The organism is Streptomyces sp. NPDC093149, assembly GCF_044754145.1.
In the GTDB taxonomy this organism is placed as follows: Bacteria; Actinomycetota; Actinomycetes; order Streptomycetales; family Streptomycetaceae; genus Streptomyces.
This window is the reverse complement of sequence record NZ_JBIVON010000001.1, coordinates 559,950-574,355: the sequence shown is the minus strand read 5'-3', so window position 1 is coordinate 574,355 and position 14,406 is coordinate 559,950. Positions and strand designations below refer to the sequence as shown.

Sequence of the window (14,406 nt, the reverse complement as noted above, 5' to 3'; positions counted from 1 at the left end):
GGGGCAAACACTGCCGGTCACGGCACTAGTGCGAGTGGCCGTGACCGTGGCCGTGGCCGGCCTCGGCCTCTTCCTCGGCCGGCTTCTCGACGACCAGCGTCTCGGTCGTGAGCAGCAGCGACGCGATGGACGCGGCGTTCTCCAGCGCGGAGCGGGTGACCTTGACCGGGTCGATGACGCCGGCCTTCACCAGGTCGCCGTACTCGCCGGTCGCGGCGTTGAAGCCCTGGCCCTTGTCGAGCTCGGCGACCTTGGAGGTGATGACGTAACCCTCGAGGCCCGCGTTCTCGGCGATCCAGCGCAGCGGCTCGACCGCGGCGCGGCGCACGACGGCGACACCGGTGGCCTCGTCGCCGGTCTTGCCGAGGTTGCCGTCGAGGACCTTGACGGCGTGGACGATGGCGGAGCCACCACCGGAGACGATGCCCTCCTCGACCGCGGCGCGGGTCGCGGAGATGGCGTCCTCCAGACGGTGCTTCTTCTCCTTCAGCTCCACCTCGGTGGCGGCACCGACACGGATCACGCACACGCCGCCGGCCAGCTTCGCAAGGCGCTCCTGGAGCTTCTCGCGGTCCCAGTCGGAGTCCGTGGCCTCGATCTCGGCCTTGATCTGGTTGACCCGGCCCTTGACGTCGCCGGGCTCGCCGCCGCCGTCCACGATCGTCGTGTCGTCCTTGGAGACGGTGACGCGACGGGCGGTGCCCAGCACGTCCAGACCGGCCTGGTCGAGCTTGAGGCCGACCTCCTCGGCGATGACGGTCGCACCGGTGAGGGTGGCGATGTCGCCGAGCATGGCCTTGCGGCGGTCACCGAAGCCCGGGGCCTTCACCGCGACGGCGTTGAAGGTGCCACGGATCTTGTTGACGACGAGGGTCGACAGCGCCTCGCCCTCGACGTCCTCGGCGATGATCAGCAGCGGCTTGGAGCCACCGGCCTGGATGACCTTCTCCAGCAGCGGGAGCAGCTCCTGGATCGAGCCGATCTTGCCCTGGTGGATCAGGATGTACGGGTCGTCGAGGACGGCCTCCATACGCTCCTGGTCGGTCACCATGTACGGGGACAGGTAGCCCTTGTCGAAGGCCATGCCCTCGGTGAAGTCGAGGTCCAGACCGAAGGTGTTGGACTCCTCGACGGTGATGACACCGTCCTTGCCGACCTTGTCCATCGCGTCCGCGATGAGCTCGCCGACCTGCGGGTCCTGCGCGGAGAGCGCGGCGACGGCGGCGATGTCGGTCTTGTCGTCGATCGGACGGGCGGTCGCGAGGAGCTCCTCGGACACGGCCTTGACCGCGGCGTCGATGCCCTTCTTCAGGGCGGCCGGGGAAGCACCCGCGGCGACGTTGCGCAGACCCTCGCGGACGAGCGCCTGGGCCAGCACGGTGGCGGTGGTCGTACCGTCACCCGCGACGTCGTTGGTCTTGGTCGCCACTTCCTTCACCAGCTGGGCGCCGAGGTTCTCGTACGGGTCGTCGAGCTCGACCTCGCGCGCGATGGTGACACCGTCGTTGGTGATGGTGGGAGCGCCGAACTTCTTGTCGATGACGACGTTGCGGCCCTTGGGGCCGATCGTCACCTTGACCGTGTCGGCAAGCTTGTTGACGCCGCGCTCAAGGGCGCGACGGGCGTCCTCGTCGAACTTCAGAATCTTCGCCATGGGAGCTGAGCTTTCCTCTCAAATGAACTGCGCCCCCGACCGCCCGGCTGGTTAGTTCGCAGGGGGCCAGGGGCGCAGAACAGAAGCAAACGTGGGTGAATTACTTCTCGATGATCGCGAGAACGTCGCGAGCCGAGAGGACGAGGTACTCCTCGCCGTTGTACTTCACCTCGGTGCCGCCGTACTTGCTGTACAGCACGACGTCGCCGGTCTTGACGTCGAGCGGCAGGCGCTCGCCGTTCTCGAAGCGGCCCGGGCCCACGGCCAGGACGACGCCCTCCTGGGGCTTCTCCTTGGCGGTGTCCGGAATGACCAGGCCGGAGGCCGTGGTCTGCTCGGCGTCGAGCGGCTGGACCACAATGCGGTCCTCGAGCGGCTTGATCGCAACCTTGGTGCTGGCGGTCGACACGATCCGGTCTCCCCCTTCGGAGATCTCACGGGGTTAAGAGTCTTTGGGTGGCGACCAGGTGGATCCGTCGTCGCGGGTGCCGGACCTGCCAGTCGCGCAGTACTGCTGGCACTCTCCAGTGGTGAGTGCCAGCACCGAGACTATGACCGGGATTAGCACTCGGTCAAGCGGAGTGCCAATTCAGCCAGTCGTGGCGTGCCGAGACCCCTGCCCGTTTCGGCCGCTCGCCACCCCCGCGCGGCCGACCGCACAACAGTCCGGACAACCTCCGGACACCATGAGGACAACGCGGGGACGGACCGAACCGTTCCGTACGACCGTGGGTGCATGCCCGGACCTCCGTACGGCCCTCCGGCCCCGCCCTCGCCCCGCCCTTCGACCGCGCCGCACCACTCGCGCACCGTCAACGGCTGCCTCGATGTGCTGCTCGGTCTGCTGCTGGTGGCCCTGGAGGGGCTGATCTGCGCGGTCGCCGCCTACTCCCTGACGGTCTCGCGACCGGACCTCGGCGGCCGGGAGGCGCCCGGTCCGCCGCCCATGGACTGGACCCCGGTCCTCGTCCTCGGCGGGTTCGCCGCGGTGGTCTCCCTGTTCGCCGTGGTCCTGATCCGCTCGAACTGGCCCTGGGCGGGTGGCATCCAGGTCCTGGCCGCACTGCTGCTGTGCCTGGTCACGGTGTTGACCGGGCACGAGGACTACCGCCGTTCGCACCCCGCACCGGCGCCCGCCCCCTCGTACGATCCCGGACGGTCCGGCCACCAGTGCCTCAGCGGCGGCGACAACCGCGAGTGCCTGGACTCCGGCGGCTGAGGGCAGGCGTCGACGACCAGCGACCCCGGCGTCCCGTGATCGCCGTGCGGACGCGCCCGCGGGCCGGCCTCCGGCGACGGCCGCGGCCGGGTCATCTTCTGCGCGGCCTTGCGGCCCAGCCGTTCGATCGGGTCCACCGACTGTGCGCACGCGGTGGTGGCGGTCAGCAGCGCACCTGCCGTCAGCAGTCCGGCGAGCAGCCGGTGCGCCCTGGTCATACGTAGTCCTCCAGCCGGGCCACGGCGTACCCCTTGTCCGTGATCGTCTTCATGACCGCGCGGACCAGGTCGGTCATGCCGGCTCCCCACTCCTTCCGGCCCCGGAAGTGCGTGAGGACGATGTCGCCGGGGTGCAGGTCCTGGTCCCCCTCGCGCCATTCCATGCGGTCCGGGAACGCTTCCGCGTTCCAGAGCGGCACGGCCTTGATGCCGCAGGACTTCGCGATGCGGAGCGTGTCCCCGTTGTAGTTGCCGTACGGCGGACGGAAGAGGGTGGGACGCTTGCCGAACCTCTTCTCGATGATGTCCTGCTGGCCGCAGATCTCGCGCTTCTGCCCGCTGTGGGAGAGGCCGGGCAGATAGGGGTGGTCGAGCGTGTGGTTGTTGAGTGACACGCCCAGCCGCTGCGCCTCGCCGAAGTACCCGTAGTTGTCGCGCACCTCGTAGTCGCTGAGGAACGCGCTGTACGGGATGTCCAGCTCGTCCATCATCCGCAGCAGTTCGGGGTCCTTCTCGGAACCGTCGTCCATCGTCAGGAAGACGACCCGGTCCTTGGTCGGGACGGTGGTGAACACCGGCGGCAGCGAGTCGTCACCGCCCTTGACCTCGAACCCCTCCCGGGTGGTGAGGCGCGGCTTCACCGCGGGCGGCGGGGGTGCGACCAGCGGTGGCCGGTCCAGTCCCCATTTCTTCGCGAGGGCCGCCCGCACGGCCGGGGCGAGCCTCGCGTTCTCATATCCGGCAGGCGCGCGGCCCTGCTGCCCCGGGCCCGCCTTCTGCCCGGGACCGCCCGGGTGTCCGGCGGAGGGTCGGGCCCGGTGCTCGGTGTCCGCGTCGCCCCGGCCGCCGGTCCCGGATGCGCAGCCCGAGCCGACCGCGGCCAGCAGGAGTGCGACCAGGACCACGCGGGCCGGCCGGTGCGCGCCGGAAGCCCGGCGCGCACCGGTGTCGAACGTGCCCGATTCTCGCCCTTCCATGTCTAATTCTTCCTTTTGTCGCATAAGTAATATGACGTCGCATCCTGCCAGCCCGTGAGCGGCCCCGGGGTCCGACACCGCGGCCGGGTCCGCCGGTCAACCCGGCTGGCCCACAATGGGACGGGTGAACGCTCTCGCCCCGAACGACCCGTCCGACGCCCCCGGCCCGTCCGGCGCCGACGACCCGCTCGCCGCCTTCATGGCCCTGCGCACCCCGGAGGGCGCGGCGCTGCTGGACGGGCTGCGCTCGTACGACCCCGCCCAGGAGCTCGCCACCGCCACCCGGCTGCGCCGCACCCACCCGGCCTCCCTGGTGTCGGCCGCGCTGGGGCAGGCGCGGCTGCGGCAGCGGGCGGTGGCGAAATTCGGCGCCGAGGACGCGTACCGGATGTTCTTCACGCCGAACGGCGTCGAGCAGGCGACCCGTACCTCGGTGGCCGCCCATCGCGCGCGGCGGTTCGTGGAGGCGGGGGTGCGGAGCGTCGCCGACCTCTGCTGCGGGATCGGCGGCGACGCGATCGCGCTCGCGCGGGCGGGCATCTCGGTCCTGGCCGTGGACCGCGATCCGCTGACCGCCGAGGTGGCCCGCGCCAACGCCGCCGCGCTCGGTCTGGACGGCCTGATCGAGGTGCGCCGCGCCGATGTCACCGGGATCGACACCTCGCCGTACGACGCGGTCTTCGTCGACCCGGCGCGGCGCGGCGGCAGGGGCAGGATCTTCGACCCCGAGGCGTACTCGCCGCCGCTCTCCTGGGCGACCGGCGCGGCGCTCGGGGCCCCGCGCGCCGCGCTGAAGATCGCCCCCGGCATCCCGCACGAGGCGATCCCGGCGCGGGCCGAGGCCGAGTGGATCTCGGACGGCGGCGATGTGAAGGAGGCGGTGCTCTGGTTCGGCGAGGGCTTCACGGCCGGTTCGTACCGCGCCACCGTGCTGCCTGCCGGTGCCGCGCTGTGGTCGGCGGCCCCGCTGCCCGCCCCGCCCGTCGGCCCGGTCGGCCGCTATCTGTACGAGCCGGACGGCGCCGTCATCCGTGCCCATCTGGTCGCCGACATCGTGGCGCGGTGCGACGGCCGCCTGATCGACGAGACCATCGCGTACGTCACGAGCGACGAGCCGTACGACTCCCCGTACACCACCGGGTACGAGATCACCGACCGGCTGCCGTTCAACATGAAGAAGCTGAAGGCGCTGCTGCGGGAGCGGAAGGTCGGCGTCCTGACGGTGAAGAAGCGCGGCTCGGCCGTCGAGCCGGAGGAACTGCGCCGCAGGATGAAGCTCCAGGGACCGAACGCCGCGACGGTCTTCCTGACCCGGGTGGCCGGAGCACCGACGATGCTGATCGGCCACCCGCTGACCGGTCCCGCCTGACCGGCGGGGGCGGCCGTCACGCCAGGTCGGTCAGGTCCTCGGCGTACACCTGGGAGAGCGGCTGGGGACCCACGTACTGCTGGCAGTTGCACTGGCCCGCCTCGAAACGGACCGGCTTCTTGGCCTCGTCCCAGGCCGTCGGCACCTCGACCCGCTCATGGCACCTGCCCCGCTTGTCGTGCTTGGCGAGATGGTGCGTGCAGCCGCAGACCGGCTCCGGCGGCTTGTGGGCCGCTTCGACGGCCAGCCGCTCCTGCCTGGCCGCCTCCAGCAGCTCCAGCTTGCGGCTGTGCCGGTTGCGCAGCGCGGTACGGACGTTGTCGACGGCCCATCCGAAGCCGCCCGTCCAGAAGATGATGAGCACCCACCAGTACCACTCCATGCGACACCCCTCCCCCTGCGTGACTCATGTATCCGGCCAGGATAGGTCCACGCCCTCGCCCGCGCTCGGCAGCGGGAGAAGGAATGGCGTCGGGGCCTTCGAATCCAAGGCGGAGGCCCCGGACTCCGCGACGCCGCCGTCGCGGGCGAGGCCGTCAGCGGTGCGCGCCGCCCCCGGCGGAGAACAACGGCTCCGGGGCGGGCGCCCCGACCAGTACCCGCAGCACCCAACGGCGGTGGGCGAATGCCTTGGTGACGCCGATCAGCCCGACGAGCCAGCAGATCATCCCGAGTCCCATGAACAGGGCGGCGAGGCCGAAACCGCCCCGGACCGCCTCGTCGGTCGCCGGGACCGCGATGCAGGTGTACAGCCCGAGTACGCACAGCGCGAAGGACGACAGCAGCCAGACGAGACTGACGCCCGGCATCCTCAACCCCGCGTCGCGCACCGGATCGCGGTCCAACCCGCCCCAGGCGGAGAGCAGTCGGCGGATGTCGCAGTCGCGGCGCAGCCCGATGACGACGAGGACGACCGCGGGCACCGCGCAGCAGGCGCCCATTCCGGCGAGGATCACGGCGAGCACGGCGCTGAAGATGTCGTAGGTCTCCTCGAACGTGATGAGCGCCGCGCTCACCAGCGACCAGCCGACCGCGCAGAGCGCCGCCCACAGCCACAGCGTCGCCAGCCGCGCCGGTGAGACATGCCTCTTCACCAACTCCCCCAGCACCAGGGCCCGGTCGGCGAGCAGCGCCTCACGGTCGGGCCAGGAACGTATCTCCACGGGCGGTGGGGGCGGCGGCAGTTGTGCGCGGCTGAACATGGGCCAGACCATATCGACCGCGGGCATCCGGCGACGGCACGGTGCGTCGGGGCCGCCGGGGTGCCATGCTGGGAAGGGACACACGGAGGTTCACGATGGGGTTCTATGCCGAACGGATCGTGCCCCGGATCGCCGATGCCACCGGCCGCTCGAAGGCGTTCGAGCCGCTGCGGCGCCGGGTCTGCGAAGGCCTGTACGGCGAGATCATCGAGATCGGGTTCGGCTCCGGGCACAACGTCCCGTTCTACCCGGAGGCCGTCACCGACGTGGCCGCGGTCGAGCCGTCCGATCTCGGCTGGAAGCTGGCCCGGGACCGCATCGACGCGGGGCACGCCCTGGTGCGGCGCGCCTGCCTGGACAGTCAGTACCTGCCGTTCGAGGACAACACCTTCGACGGCGCCCTGTCGACGTGGGCGCTGTGCACCATCCCCGACGCCGACGCGGCGCTGCGCGAGGTGCGGCGGGTCCTCAAACCCGGTGCGACCCTGCACTTCCTGGAGCACGGGCTGGCGCCGGAGGGGGACGAGGACGTACGCCGCTGGCAGCGCCGCCTCGATCCACTGGAGCGGCGGCTCTTCGGCGGGTGCCATCTGACCCGGTCGATCCCCGAGATGCTGACGGCCGCGGGGTTCACGATCGTCGATCTCGACGTGTTCTACGCGAAGGGCGCCCCGAAGCCGATGGCGGCCGCGTCGATGGGGGTCGCCGCCCCCTGACCGGCGTGGCCCGGCGCGGCGCCCGGAACTCATCGCCCGGCGCGGTCGGGGTGGGCGGCGCGGTCCAGGAGCAGCTCGCGTTCGCGTGCGTTGCGGGTCAGTCCGGCCGCCCGTACGAACTCCGCCCGTGCCTCGTCCGTACGGCCCGTCCTGGCCAGCAGGTCCCCGCGGACGCTGGGCAGCAGGTGGTAGCGCGCGAGCGCCGGATCGCGGGCCAGGGCGTCGACCAGGGCGAGGCCGGCTTCGGGGCCCTCGGCCATCGAGACCGCGACGGCCCGGTTGAGCTCGACGACCGGGGACGGCGCGATCGCGGCGAGACGGCCGTAGAGGGCGGCGATGGTGCTCCAGTCCGTGTCCTCGTACGTCACCGCCCGTGCGTGGCAGGCGGCGATCGCCGCCTGCACGGTGTACGGACCGAGCCCGGTGCCCTCCTCCGTCGCCGCCACGGCCCGTTCCAGGGCCGCGATGCCGCGCCGGATCAGCAGGTGGTCCCAGCGGGCCCGGTTCTGGTCGGCCAGCAGCACCGGCGCGCCGTCCGGCCCGGTCCTGGCGGCGGTGCGCGAGGCCTGGAGTTCCAGCAGCGCCGCCAGGCCGTGGACCTCCGGCTCCCGTTCCATCAGGGCGGCCAGCACCCGGGCCAGCCGCAGCGCGTCCTCGCACAGCGCCGGCCGCAGCCAGTCGTCGCCCGCGGTCGCAGCATACCCCTCGTTGAAGATCAGGTAGATGACGTCGAGCACCGAAGCGAGGCGCGCGGCACGCTCGGGTCCGTACGGCACCTCGAAGGGGACGCCCTCCCGGCCCAGGGTCCGCTTCGCCCGGACGATGCGCTGGGCGACGGTCGGTTCGGGGGCCAGGAACGCACGGGCGATCTCCTCGGTGGTGAGTCCGCCGAGCAGCCGCAGGGTGAGGGCGATCCGGGCCCCGGTGGACAGCACCGGATGGCAGGCGGTGAAGATCAGCCGGAGCAGATCGTCGTCGATGTCGTCCGCTTCCGCGGGCTCGGGCGGTGGCACGTCCTCCAGGGTCCGCCCCACCTCGGCGAGCTTGCGCGCGTACGTCTCCTTGCGGCGCACGAGATCGATCGCGCGGTGTCTGGCGGTGGCCATGAGCCAGGCGCCCGGCCGGTCCGGGACACCTGACTGCGGCCACTGTTCCAGCGCGGCCACCAGGGCGTCCTGCGCGAGTTCCTCGGCGATGCCCACGTCCCGCACGATGCGGGTGACACCTGCGATGATCCGCGCGGACTCGATCCTGAAGACCGCCTCGACCGCCGTCCTCGCACTTGCTGCCGTCACGGTCACTCATCAGAGCAGCGGTACGGGGACGCGGCAAACCGGGGCGGTCAGGCGCCCGGGGCCTCGTCGATCTGCCGGACCTCGGAGGTGACGGTCCAGCTCTCCGGGTGGATCTGCAGGAACCGCTTGGTCCATTCCAGGGCTTCGGCCTTGTCCTTGACCTGGAGGATGGCGTATCCGCCGATGACCTCCTTGGTCTCGGTGAAGGGGCCGTCGGTGCAGCTGAGCCTGCCGCCGGACCAGGTGACCCTGGTGCCCTGGGAGGTCGGGGTGAGTCCGGCCGTCTCCAGCATGACTCCGGCCTTGGTGATCTCCTCGAACAGCGCGCCCATGCGCTTCTCGAACTCGGGTCCCGGGTTCTGGTTCTGCTCGTCGATGCGGATCAGCGACATGAAGCGGGGCATGGTGACTCCTCGGTCGGAAGGGGCGGGGTCCTTCCCCGCCTCTCACCCTTGCGTCGAACGGGAGACACCCGGATCGACAGCTCCCCCGGAATTCTTCTGAGAATCTTCCGGAGCGGCCACCGGGGCAGCCGCCGCAGCGGTCCGTTCCGGTGCCGGGAGCAGCACCAGGGCCACCAGCACCGCGAGCGCGAGCAGCCCGGCACAGACCCAGAACGCCGCCGCGTACCCCGCCGCCAGATCGGCCGGCCGGCCCCCGTCACCGGTGACCTGCGCGGCGACGGTGACCAGGACCGCGAGCCCCAGCGAGCCGCCCACCTGGCGGGAGCTGTTCAGCAGCCCGGAGGCCATTCCCGCCTCGTCGGGCGCGACATCGGTCGTGGCGGCGGTGCCGAGCGGCACGAAGCACATCCCGATGCCGATGCTGCAGACCAGGGACGGGCCGAGGATCGAGTACAGGAAGCCGCCGTCCGCCCGCGCCGTCGCGGCGAACCCGGCGAGGCCGAGCGCGGCGAGGCCACCGCCCGCCGCCAGCAGGCGCCGGGTGCCGAGCTTCGCGACCGTACGGGTGGCGACGGCCGAGCCCGCCACGATGCCCGCCGTGAACGGCAGGAAGGCGGCACCGGCGGCCGTCGGTCCCCGGCCGAGCACCTGCTGCAGGTAGAGCGAGACGAAGTAGAACGCGGCGAACTGCCCCGAGCTCAGCAGCAGGCAGAAGAGGTTCGCGGTCAGGACCGGGCGTCCCCTCAGCAGACCGGGACGCAGCAGCGGCGCGGCAACCCGCAGCTCGACGACGGCGAAGGCGGCCAGCAGGAGCACGGCGGCACCGAGCGTGCCGAGCGTCGGGGCCGACCCCCATGGGTGGGTCGAGGTGCGCACGAGCCCGAGGACCAGCAGTGTCGTACCGGCGGTGACCAGCAGCGCTCCGGCCACGTCGAGCCGGGTCCGGGCGCTCACGGGGCGGCGCCCCGGCCCGATGCGCACGGCTCCCACCAGCGCGAACACCACGATCGGCACATTCACCAGCATCACCGCTCGCCAGCTCAGCGCATCGGTGAGCACGCCGCCGGCGAGCACGCCGACCGCGCCCCCCGCCGCGCCCGCCATGCCCCACAGCCCCAGGGCGCGGGAGCGGGCGGGCCCGGCCGGGAAGGCCTGGGCGATCAGGGCGAAGGCGACCGGGGCGAGCGCGGCCGCTCCGATCCCCTGCGCCGCACGGGCGGCGATCAGCCCGCCGGGCGACCACGCCAGCCCTCCGGCCAGACTCGCCGCCCCGAACAGCGCCAGGCCCGCCGTCAGGACCCGGCTGCTGCCGATCAGGTCGGCGAGACGTCCACCGAGCATCAACAGCCCGCCGAACGCCAGCGCGTAGGCGTTCACCACCCAGAGGAGCCCCTCCGGGGTGAAGCCGAGATCGCGGCGCACGTCCGGCAGCGCGACGTTCACCACAGACATGTCCAACGCCACCATGAACTGCACGGTGAGAGCCACCACCAGCAGCCAACGCACGTTCCGTGACCGGTCGTTCACGTCTTCCCCTTCCCTCGCGACCACTTGTCCGGCACATTAATATACGCGTATAAAAAATGGCGGTCGCAAGGGAACGAGGGACAATGCCGGGGTGTCGGGGACAGAGAAGACGCCAGCAGGAGCGCAGACGCCGGGCGCGGCCGAGCCGTCGGGTACGGCCGCGCCGTCGAGTGCGGCTGCATCGCCGGGCGGGGCCGAGCCGTCGAGTGCAGTTGCATCACGGGGCGCGGCCGCATCGCCGGGCGGGGCCAGGAAGCGGGCGGCGGCGAAGCGCCCTGTCGGGCGGCCTCGCAGGCTCGACCCGGACGCGATGGTCGCCACCGCGCGCCGCATCATCCAGGAAGAGGGCCTGGACGCCCTGAGCATGCGGCGGGTGGCGAAGGAGCTCGGCTCCACGCCGATGGCGCTCTACCACTACGTGCAGGACAAGGACGAGCTGCTGATGCTCACCCTGTCGGGCACCGCGGCCGCCTTCCCGCGCCCCGAGCTGCCCGAGGACCCGCGTGAGCGGATGCTCGCCGTGGCGGTGCACATGCACGACATCCTGGGGCGGATCCCCTGGGTGCTGGACATCCTGGCGCTGGGCGAGCTCACCGACAAGGACGCGCTGTGGATGGTGGAGGAGATCATCGACTGCGCGCTCGCCTGTGGCCTTTCCCCCGCCCGGTCGGTGCGCGCGTACCGGGTGATCCGGAGCTATGTCTACGGCGACCTGGTCTTCCGCAGGGCGACCGAACGCCGTGCGGAGAACCCGTCGCGCGGACGGTACTTCCCCGAGATGATCACCGAGGAGGACGCGGCCACGCTGCCCCGTCTCGCGGCGGTCAGGGACCGGTGGCGCGAGTACAGCGCCGACAACGAGACGGCCGAGGAGCTCGACGCGATCATCGAGGGGCTGATCGGCCGAGGGACCGCCCACGGCTGAGAGCCTGTCGGGTGACCTCGGATCGGATGGCGGGCGCGGGCTGGTGCGTACGATTCCAAGGCGGAGGAGGGAGTCGACGCGGCGCGTCGGCGACCGACGACAACGCGGGAAGCGTGCGTGTCAGCCCGCGCCCGCCCGGTCGGAGGCCACCCGACAGGCTCTGAGAGACTGCCCGCGACCGAGGGCCTCTCCCGTCCCGGCCGAAAGATCCCGCCACCGAAGGGATCACCCCGCCCCGGGTGCTCTCCCCCGTCCGTGAGCCTCTACGACCCCACGGACTCGAAGCGCCAGCGGTGCACCGGACGGGTGATCAACTCGGCGGCCGGTTCGGGGAGTTCGGGCAGCTCGTCGCCGTAGGCCGCCGCCCACCAGGTGATGACCAGGACCCGGTCCTGCGGGGCGCGCAACAGCTCGCGCCGCAGCGGCTCGCGGGCCAGCTCGGCAGCGCGGGCGCGCGCCCACTCCAGGAGTTCGGGGCCTCTGCCGTCGACGGCGCGGGCCTCCCACATCAGCGCGACGGTCGTACCGCCCGTGCCGCTCATGAGTACAGGTTGTCCTTGCTGATCTCGTGCACGTGGTCGTGGTCGTGCGCGTGGGCACCGGGGACGTGGGTGTCGGTCACCGGCAGCGACGAGTCCGCGGACAGCTCCAGGTCCGAGGCCGGCCTGCCCCGGGCCACCATCTCCGCGCCCAGCGCCGCGACCATCGCCCCGTTGTCCGTGCACAGCCCCGGCCGCGGCACCCGCAGCCGGATGCCGGCCCGCTCGCACCGCTCCTCGGCCAGCGCCCGCAGCCGCGAGTTGGCCGCGACGCCGCCGCCGATCATCAGGTGGTCGACGCCCTCGTCCTTGCAGGCCCGGACGGCCTTGCGGGTGAGCACGTCCACGACGGCCTCCTGGAAGGACGCCGCCACGTCCCTCACCGGCACCTCCTCGCCCGCCGCCCGCTTGGCCTCGATCCAGCGGGCCACCGAGGTCTTCAGACCGGAGAAGGAGAAGTCGTACGCGGGATCGCGCGAGCCGCTCAGGCCGCGCGGGAACGCGATCGCCTTCGGATCGCCCTCCCTCGCCAGCCGGTCGATGACCGGACCGCCGGGGAAGCCGAGATCCAGCACCCGGGCGATCTTGTCGAAGGCCTCGCCCGCCGCGTCGTCGATGGTCGCGCCCAGCGGCCGTACGTCCTGGGTGATGTCGGGCGCGAGGAGCAGCGAGGAGTGGCCGCCGCTGACCAGCAGCGCCATCGTCGGCTCGGGCAGCGGGCCGTGCTCCAGCTGGTCGACGCAGATGTGCGAGGCGAGGTGGTTCACCCCGTAGAGCGGCTTGTTCAGCGCGTACGCGTACGCCTTGGCGGCCGAGACGCCGACGAGCAGCGCGCCCGCGAGTCCAGGACCCGCGGTGACGGAGATGCCGTCGAGGTCGCGGGCGCTGATCCCGGCCTCCTTCAGGGCGCGCTCGATGGTGGGGACCATCGCCTCCAAATGCGCCCGGGAGGCGATCTCCGGGACGACACCGCCGAAGCGGGCGTGCGTGTCGACGCTGGACGCCACGGCGTCCGCCAGCAGCGTCGTACCGCGGACGATGCCGACGCCGGTCTCGTCGCAGGAGGTCTCGATGCCGAGTACGAGCGGTTCGTCAGCCATCAGTCAGTCTCTGTCTCTTGTACGGGCTCTTGCACCGTCAGGCGCATGACGAGTGCGTCGATGTTGCCCGGCTGGTAGTAGCCGCGGCGGAAGCCGATCGGTTCGAAGCCGAAGCGTTCGTACAGCTTCTGCGCCCGGGTGTTGTCGACGCGGACTTCGAGGAGCACCTCGGCGCACTCGAAGGCCGTGGCGTGCTTCAGCAGATCGCCGAGGAGTTCGGAGCCGAGGCCGCCGCCCCAGTGGTCACGGGTGACACCGATGGTCTGTACGTCGGCGAGGTCACCGGCCGCGGCGAGCCCGGCGTAGCCGACGATCCGGCCGGTCACGGGATCCTCGGCGACGACGTAGCGGCGGGTGGCCCGCGCGCCGCGGGAGTGCGCCAGCTCGGACCAGAACATGCCGGCCGACCAGGCGTCGTCCGGGAACAGCTCGTGTTCGAGCTCCAGCACCGGATCGATGTCCCACCAGCGCATCTCGCGCAGTACGGCAGTCGTGCTCGTCACTTGGGGGTGACCACCTTGTAGTTCTTCGGAACCTGGGCGTCGGGCCTGCGGAGGTAGAGCGGCTGCGGCGGCAGCAGATCCGCGCCCGCGGCCAGGCGCTCGGCGGCGAGGGCCGCCAGCGCACCGGCGCTGACGTGCTCCGGGCCCCGGGCGTCCGGGAACGCCTCCGGGTAGAGCACGGCGCCCGCGCCGACGACGGGAAGTCCGGCGAGCCGCTCGGCGATGTCGGCGGGCCGGTCGACGGCGGGCTCCGTCGCAGGTGTACGGAAGTCCTCGTATCTCGCCCAGTACACCTCCTTGCGGCGGGCGTCCGTCGCTACGGCGAAGGGGCCTTCCAGGCCGTCCCGCCCGGCGGCGTACGCGAGACCGTCGAGGGTGCACAGCCCGTGCACGGGCACGGAGAGGGCGGAGCCGAAGGTCGCGGCCGTGACCAGGCCGACCCGCAGCCCGGTGTACGGGCCGGGGCCGACGCCCACGACCACGTCCGTCACGGCGTCGAGTTTCACCCCGGCCTCGGCGAGGACCCGGTCGACGGCGGGCAGCAGCAGCTCCCCGTGCCTTCGGGCGTCGACCTGACCGGACTCGGCGACGACGGAGTTTCCGTCGTGAAGGGCGACGGTGACGGCGGGGGTGGCGGTATCCACGGCGAGCAAGAGCACGCAAACAGCCTACGGCTCCTCCGGCGGGGGCACGGCGTCCCGTCCGGCGTCCCGGTACGACCGGCACCGGCTGCTACCGTCACCGTGTACACGCGAGTA

General features: G+C 71.9%; 16 protein-coding genes. 4 read left to right on the top strand and 12 right to left on the bottom strand.

The window, feature by feature from the left end:
• Positions 1–25: 25 nt before the first annotated feature.
• Positions 26–1,654, bottom strand: a complete 1,629-nt coding sequence (groL, locus tag ACIQCZ_RS02855) for a chaperonin GroEL (RefSeq protein ID WP_351077925.1) — start codon at positions 1,652–1,654, stop codon at positions 26–28.
• 100 nt (positions 1,655–1,754) lie between these two features.
• On the bottom strand, positions 1,755–2,063 hold the full coding sequence (groES, locus tag ACIQCZ_RS02850; protein WP_093540722.1) for a co-chaperone GroES: 309 nt from the start codon (positions 2,061–2,063) through the stop codon (positions 1,755–1,757).
• A 327-nt stretch (positions 2,064–2,390) separates the two neighbouring features.
• On the opposite strand from groES, the gene ACIQCZ_RS02845 reads away from it, so the two are divergent.
• Positions 2,391–2,873: a DUF6234 family protein gene (locus ACIQCZ_RS02845; protein ID WP_402279002.1), complete on the top strand. Its 483-nt coding sequence runs from the start codon at positions 2,391–2,393 to the stop codon at positions 2,871–2,873.
• 214 nt (positions 2,874–3,087) lie between these two features.
• Here ACIQCZ_RS02845 and ACIQCZ_RS02840 read toward each other — a convergent pair whose 3' ends face one another.
• Entirely contained in the window at positions 3,088–4,068 is a 981-nt protein-coding gene (locus ACIQCZ_RS02840; protein WP_402279000.1) for a polysaccharide deacetylase family protein, read from the bottom strand.
• A gap of 115 nt (positions 4,069–4,183) precedes the next feature.
• Between ACIQCZ_RS02840 and ACIQCZ_RS02835 the strand changes: the two genes are divergently transcribed.
• Positions 4,184–5,437 carry a methyltransferase domain-containing protein gene (locus ACIQCZ_RS02835; RefSeq protein ID WP_402278998.1) on the top strand — a complete coding sequence of 418 codons (1,254 nt, stop codon included), beginning with the start codon at positions 4,184–4,186 and terminating at the stop codon, positions 5,435–5,437.
• A 16-nt stretch (positions 5,438–5,453) separates the two neighbouring features.
• Here ACIQCZ_RS02835 and ACIQCZ_RS02830 read toward each other — a convergent pair whose 3' ends face one another.
• Both ACIQCZ_RS02830 and ACIQCZ_RS02825 read right to left on the bottom strand, forming a co-directional pair.
• Positions 5,454–5,819, bottom strand: coding sequence for a hypothetical protein (locus ACIQCZ_RS02830; protein ID WP_351077933.1), 366 nt, complete (start codon positions 5,817–5,819; stop codon positions 5,454–5,456).
• 154 nt (positions 5,820–5,973) lie between these two features.
• Positions 5,974–6,639, bottom strand: coding sequence for a hypothetical protein (locus ACIQCZ_RS02825; protein ID WP_402278995.1), 666 nt, complete (start codon positions 6,637–6,639; stop codon positions 5,974–5,976).
• A gap of 95 nt (positions 6,640–6,734) precedes the next feature.
• Between ACIQCZ_RS02825 and ACIQCZ_RS02820 the strand changes: the two genes are divergently transcribed.
• Positions 6,735–7,355 (top strand): class I SAM-dependent methyltransferase, encoded by a 621-nt coding sequence (locus ACIQCZ_RS02820; protein WP_402278993.1) that lies wholly within the window; start codon positions 6,735–6,737, stop codon positions 7,353–7,355.
• A 29-nt stretch (positions 7,356–7,384) separates the two neighbouring features.
• On the opposite strand, the gene ACIQCZ_RS02815 is transcribed toward ACIQCZ_RS02820, so the two are convergent.
• The 3 genes from ACIQCZ_RS02815 to ACIQCZ_RS02805 are packed head-to-tail and all read right to left on the bottom strand — an operon-like array spanning position 7,385 to position 10,521.
• On the bottom strand, positions 7,385–8,656 hold the full coding sequence (locus ACIQCZ_RS02815) for an RNA polymerase sigma factor (RefSeq protein WP_402278991.1): 1,272 nt from the start codon (positions 8,654–8,656) through the stop codon (positions 7,385–7,387).
• Positions 8,657–8,697: 41 nt separating this feature from the next.
• Positions 8,698–9,054, bottom strand: coding sequence for a YciI family protein (locus tag ACIQCZ_RS02810; protein ID WP_402278989.1), 357 nt, complete (start codon positions 9,052–9,054; stop codon positions 8,698–8,700).
• A gap of 42 nt (positions 9,055–9,096) precedes the next feature.
• On the bottom strand, positions 9,097–10,521 hold the full coding sequence (locus ACIQCZ_RS02805; protein ID WP_402280195.1) for an MFS transporter: 1,425 nt from the start codon (positions 10,519–10,521) through the stop codon (positions 9,097–9,099).
• A 370-nt stretch (positions 10,522–10,891) separates the two neighbouring features.
• Between ACIQCZ_RS02805 and ACIQCZ_RS02800 the strand changes: the two genes are divergently transcribed.
• Positions 10,892–11,506: a TetR/AcrR family transcriptional regulator gene (locus ACIQCZ_RS02800; RefSeq protein ID WP_402278987.1), complete on the top strand. Its 615-nt coding sequence runs from the start codon at positions 10,892–10,894 to the stop codon at positions 11,504–11,506.
• Positions 11,507–11,769: 263 nt separating this feature from the next.
• Here the strand turns inward: ACIQCZ_RS02800 and ACIQCZ_RS02795 are convergent, their stop codons facing one another.
• Genes ACIQCZ_RS02795 through tsaB form a run of 4 tightly spaced genes read right to left on the bottom strand, consistent with a single transcriptional unit; the run spans position 11,770 to position 14,307 of the window.
• Positions 11,770–12,048, bottom strand: coding sequence for a hypothetical protein (locus ACIQCZ_RS02795; protein WP_402278985.1), 279 nt, complete (start codon positions 12,046–12,048; stop codon positions 11,770–11,772).
• On the bottom strand, positions 12,045–13,145 hold the full coding sequence (gene tsaD, locus ACIQCZ_RS02790) for a tRNA (adenosine(37)-N6)-threonylcarbamoyltransferase complex transferase subunit TsaD (RefSeq protein ID WP_402278983.1): 1,101 nt from the start codon (positions 13,143–13,145) through the stop codon (positions 12,045–12,047). Before tsaD ends, ACIQCZ_RS02795 begins: the two co-directional genes overlap by 4 nt.
• Entirely contained in the window at positions 13,145–13,648 is a 504-nt protein-coding gene (gene rimI, locus ACIQCZ_RS02785; RefSeq protein WP_365690025.1) for a ribosomal protein S18-alanine N-acetyltransferase, read from the bottom strand. Before rimI ends, tsaD begins: the two co-directional genes overlap by 1 nt.
• A complete protein-coding gene (gene tsaB, locus ACIQCZ_RS02780) occupies positions 13,645–14,307 on the bottom strand; it encodes a tRNA (adenosine(37)-N6)-threonylcarbamoyltransferase complex dimerization subunit type 1 TsaB (RefSeq protein WP_402278981.1) in 663 nt (220 codons plus the stop codon). The genes rimI and tsaB overlap by 4 nt, the downstream gene beginning before the upstream one ends.
• Between the last annotated feature and the right edge of the window lie 99 nt (positions 14,308–14,406).

What these genes read in the sequence shown, in the direction of transcription:
- groL (WP_351077925.1), bottom strand. Translation starts at nt 1,654, where the DNA reads ATGGCGAAGATTCTGAAGTTCGACGAGGACGCCCGTCGCGCCCTTGAG.
- ACIQCZ_RS02845 (WP_402279002.1), top strand. Translation starts at nt 2,391, where the DNA reads ATGCCCGGACCTCCGTACGGCCCTCCGGCCCCGCCCTCGCCCCGCCCT.
- ACIQCZ_RS02840 (WP_402279000.1), bottom strand. Translation starts at nt 4,068, where the DNA reads ATGGAAGGGCGAGAATCGGGCACGTTCGACACCGGTGCGCGCCGGGCT.
- ACIQCZ_RS02835 (WP_402278998.1), top strand. Translation starts at nt 4,184, where the DNA reads ATGGGACGGGTGAACGCTCTCGCCCCGAACGACCCGTCCGACGCCCCC.
- ACIQCZ_RS02830 (WP_351077933.1), bottom strand. Translation starts at nt 5,819, where the DNA reads ATGGAGTGGTACTGGTGGGTGCTCATCATCTTCTGGACGGGCGGCTTC.
- ACIQCZ_RS02825 (WP_402278995.1), bottom strand. Translation starts at nt 6,639, where the DNA reads ATGTTCAGCCGCGCACAACTGCCGCCGCCCCCACCGCCCGTGGAGATA.
- ACIQCZ_RS02820 (WP_402278993.1), top strand. Translation starts at nt 6,735, where the DNA reads ATGGGGTTCTATGCCGAACGGATCGTGCCCCGGATCGCCGATGCCACC.
- ACIQCZ_RS02810 (WP_402278989.1), bottom strand. Translation starts at nt 9,054, where the DNA reads ATGCCCCGCTTCATGTCGCTGATCCGCATCGACGAGCAGAACCAGAAC.
- ACIQCZ_RS02805 (WP_402280195.1), bottom strand. Translation starts at nt 10,521, where the DNA reads ATGGTGGCGTTGGACATGTCTGTGGTGAACGTCGCGCTGCCGGACGTG.
- ACIQCZ_RS02800 (WP_402278987.1), top strand. Translation starts at nt 10,892, where the DNA reads ATGGTCGCCACCGCGCGCCGCATCATCCAGGAAGAGGGCCTGGACGCC.
- ACIQCZ_RS02795 (WP_402278985.1), bottom strand. Translation starts at nt 12,048, where the DNA reads ATGAGCGGCACGGGCGGTACGACCGTCGCGCTGATGTGGGAGGCCCGC.
- tsaD (WP_402278983.1), bottom strand. Translation starts at nt 13,145, where the DNA reads ATGGCTGACGAACCGCTCGTACTCGGCATCGAGACCTCCTGCGACGAG.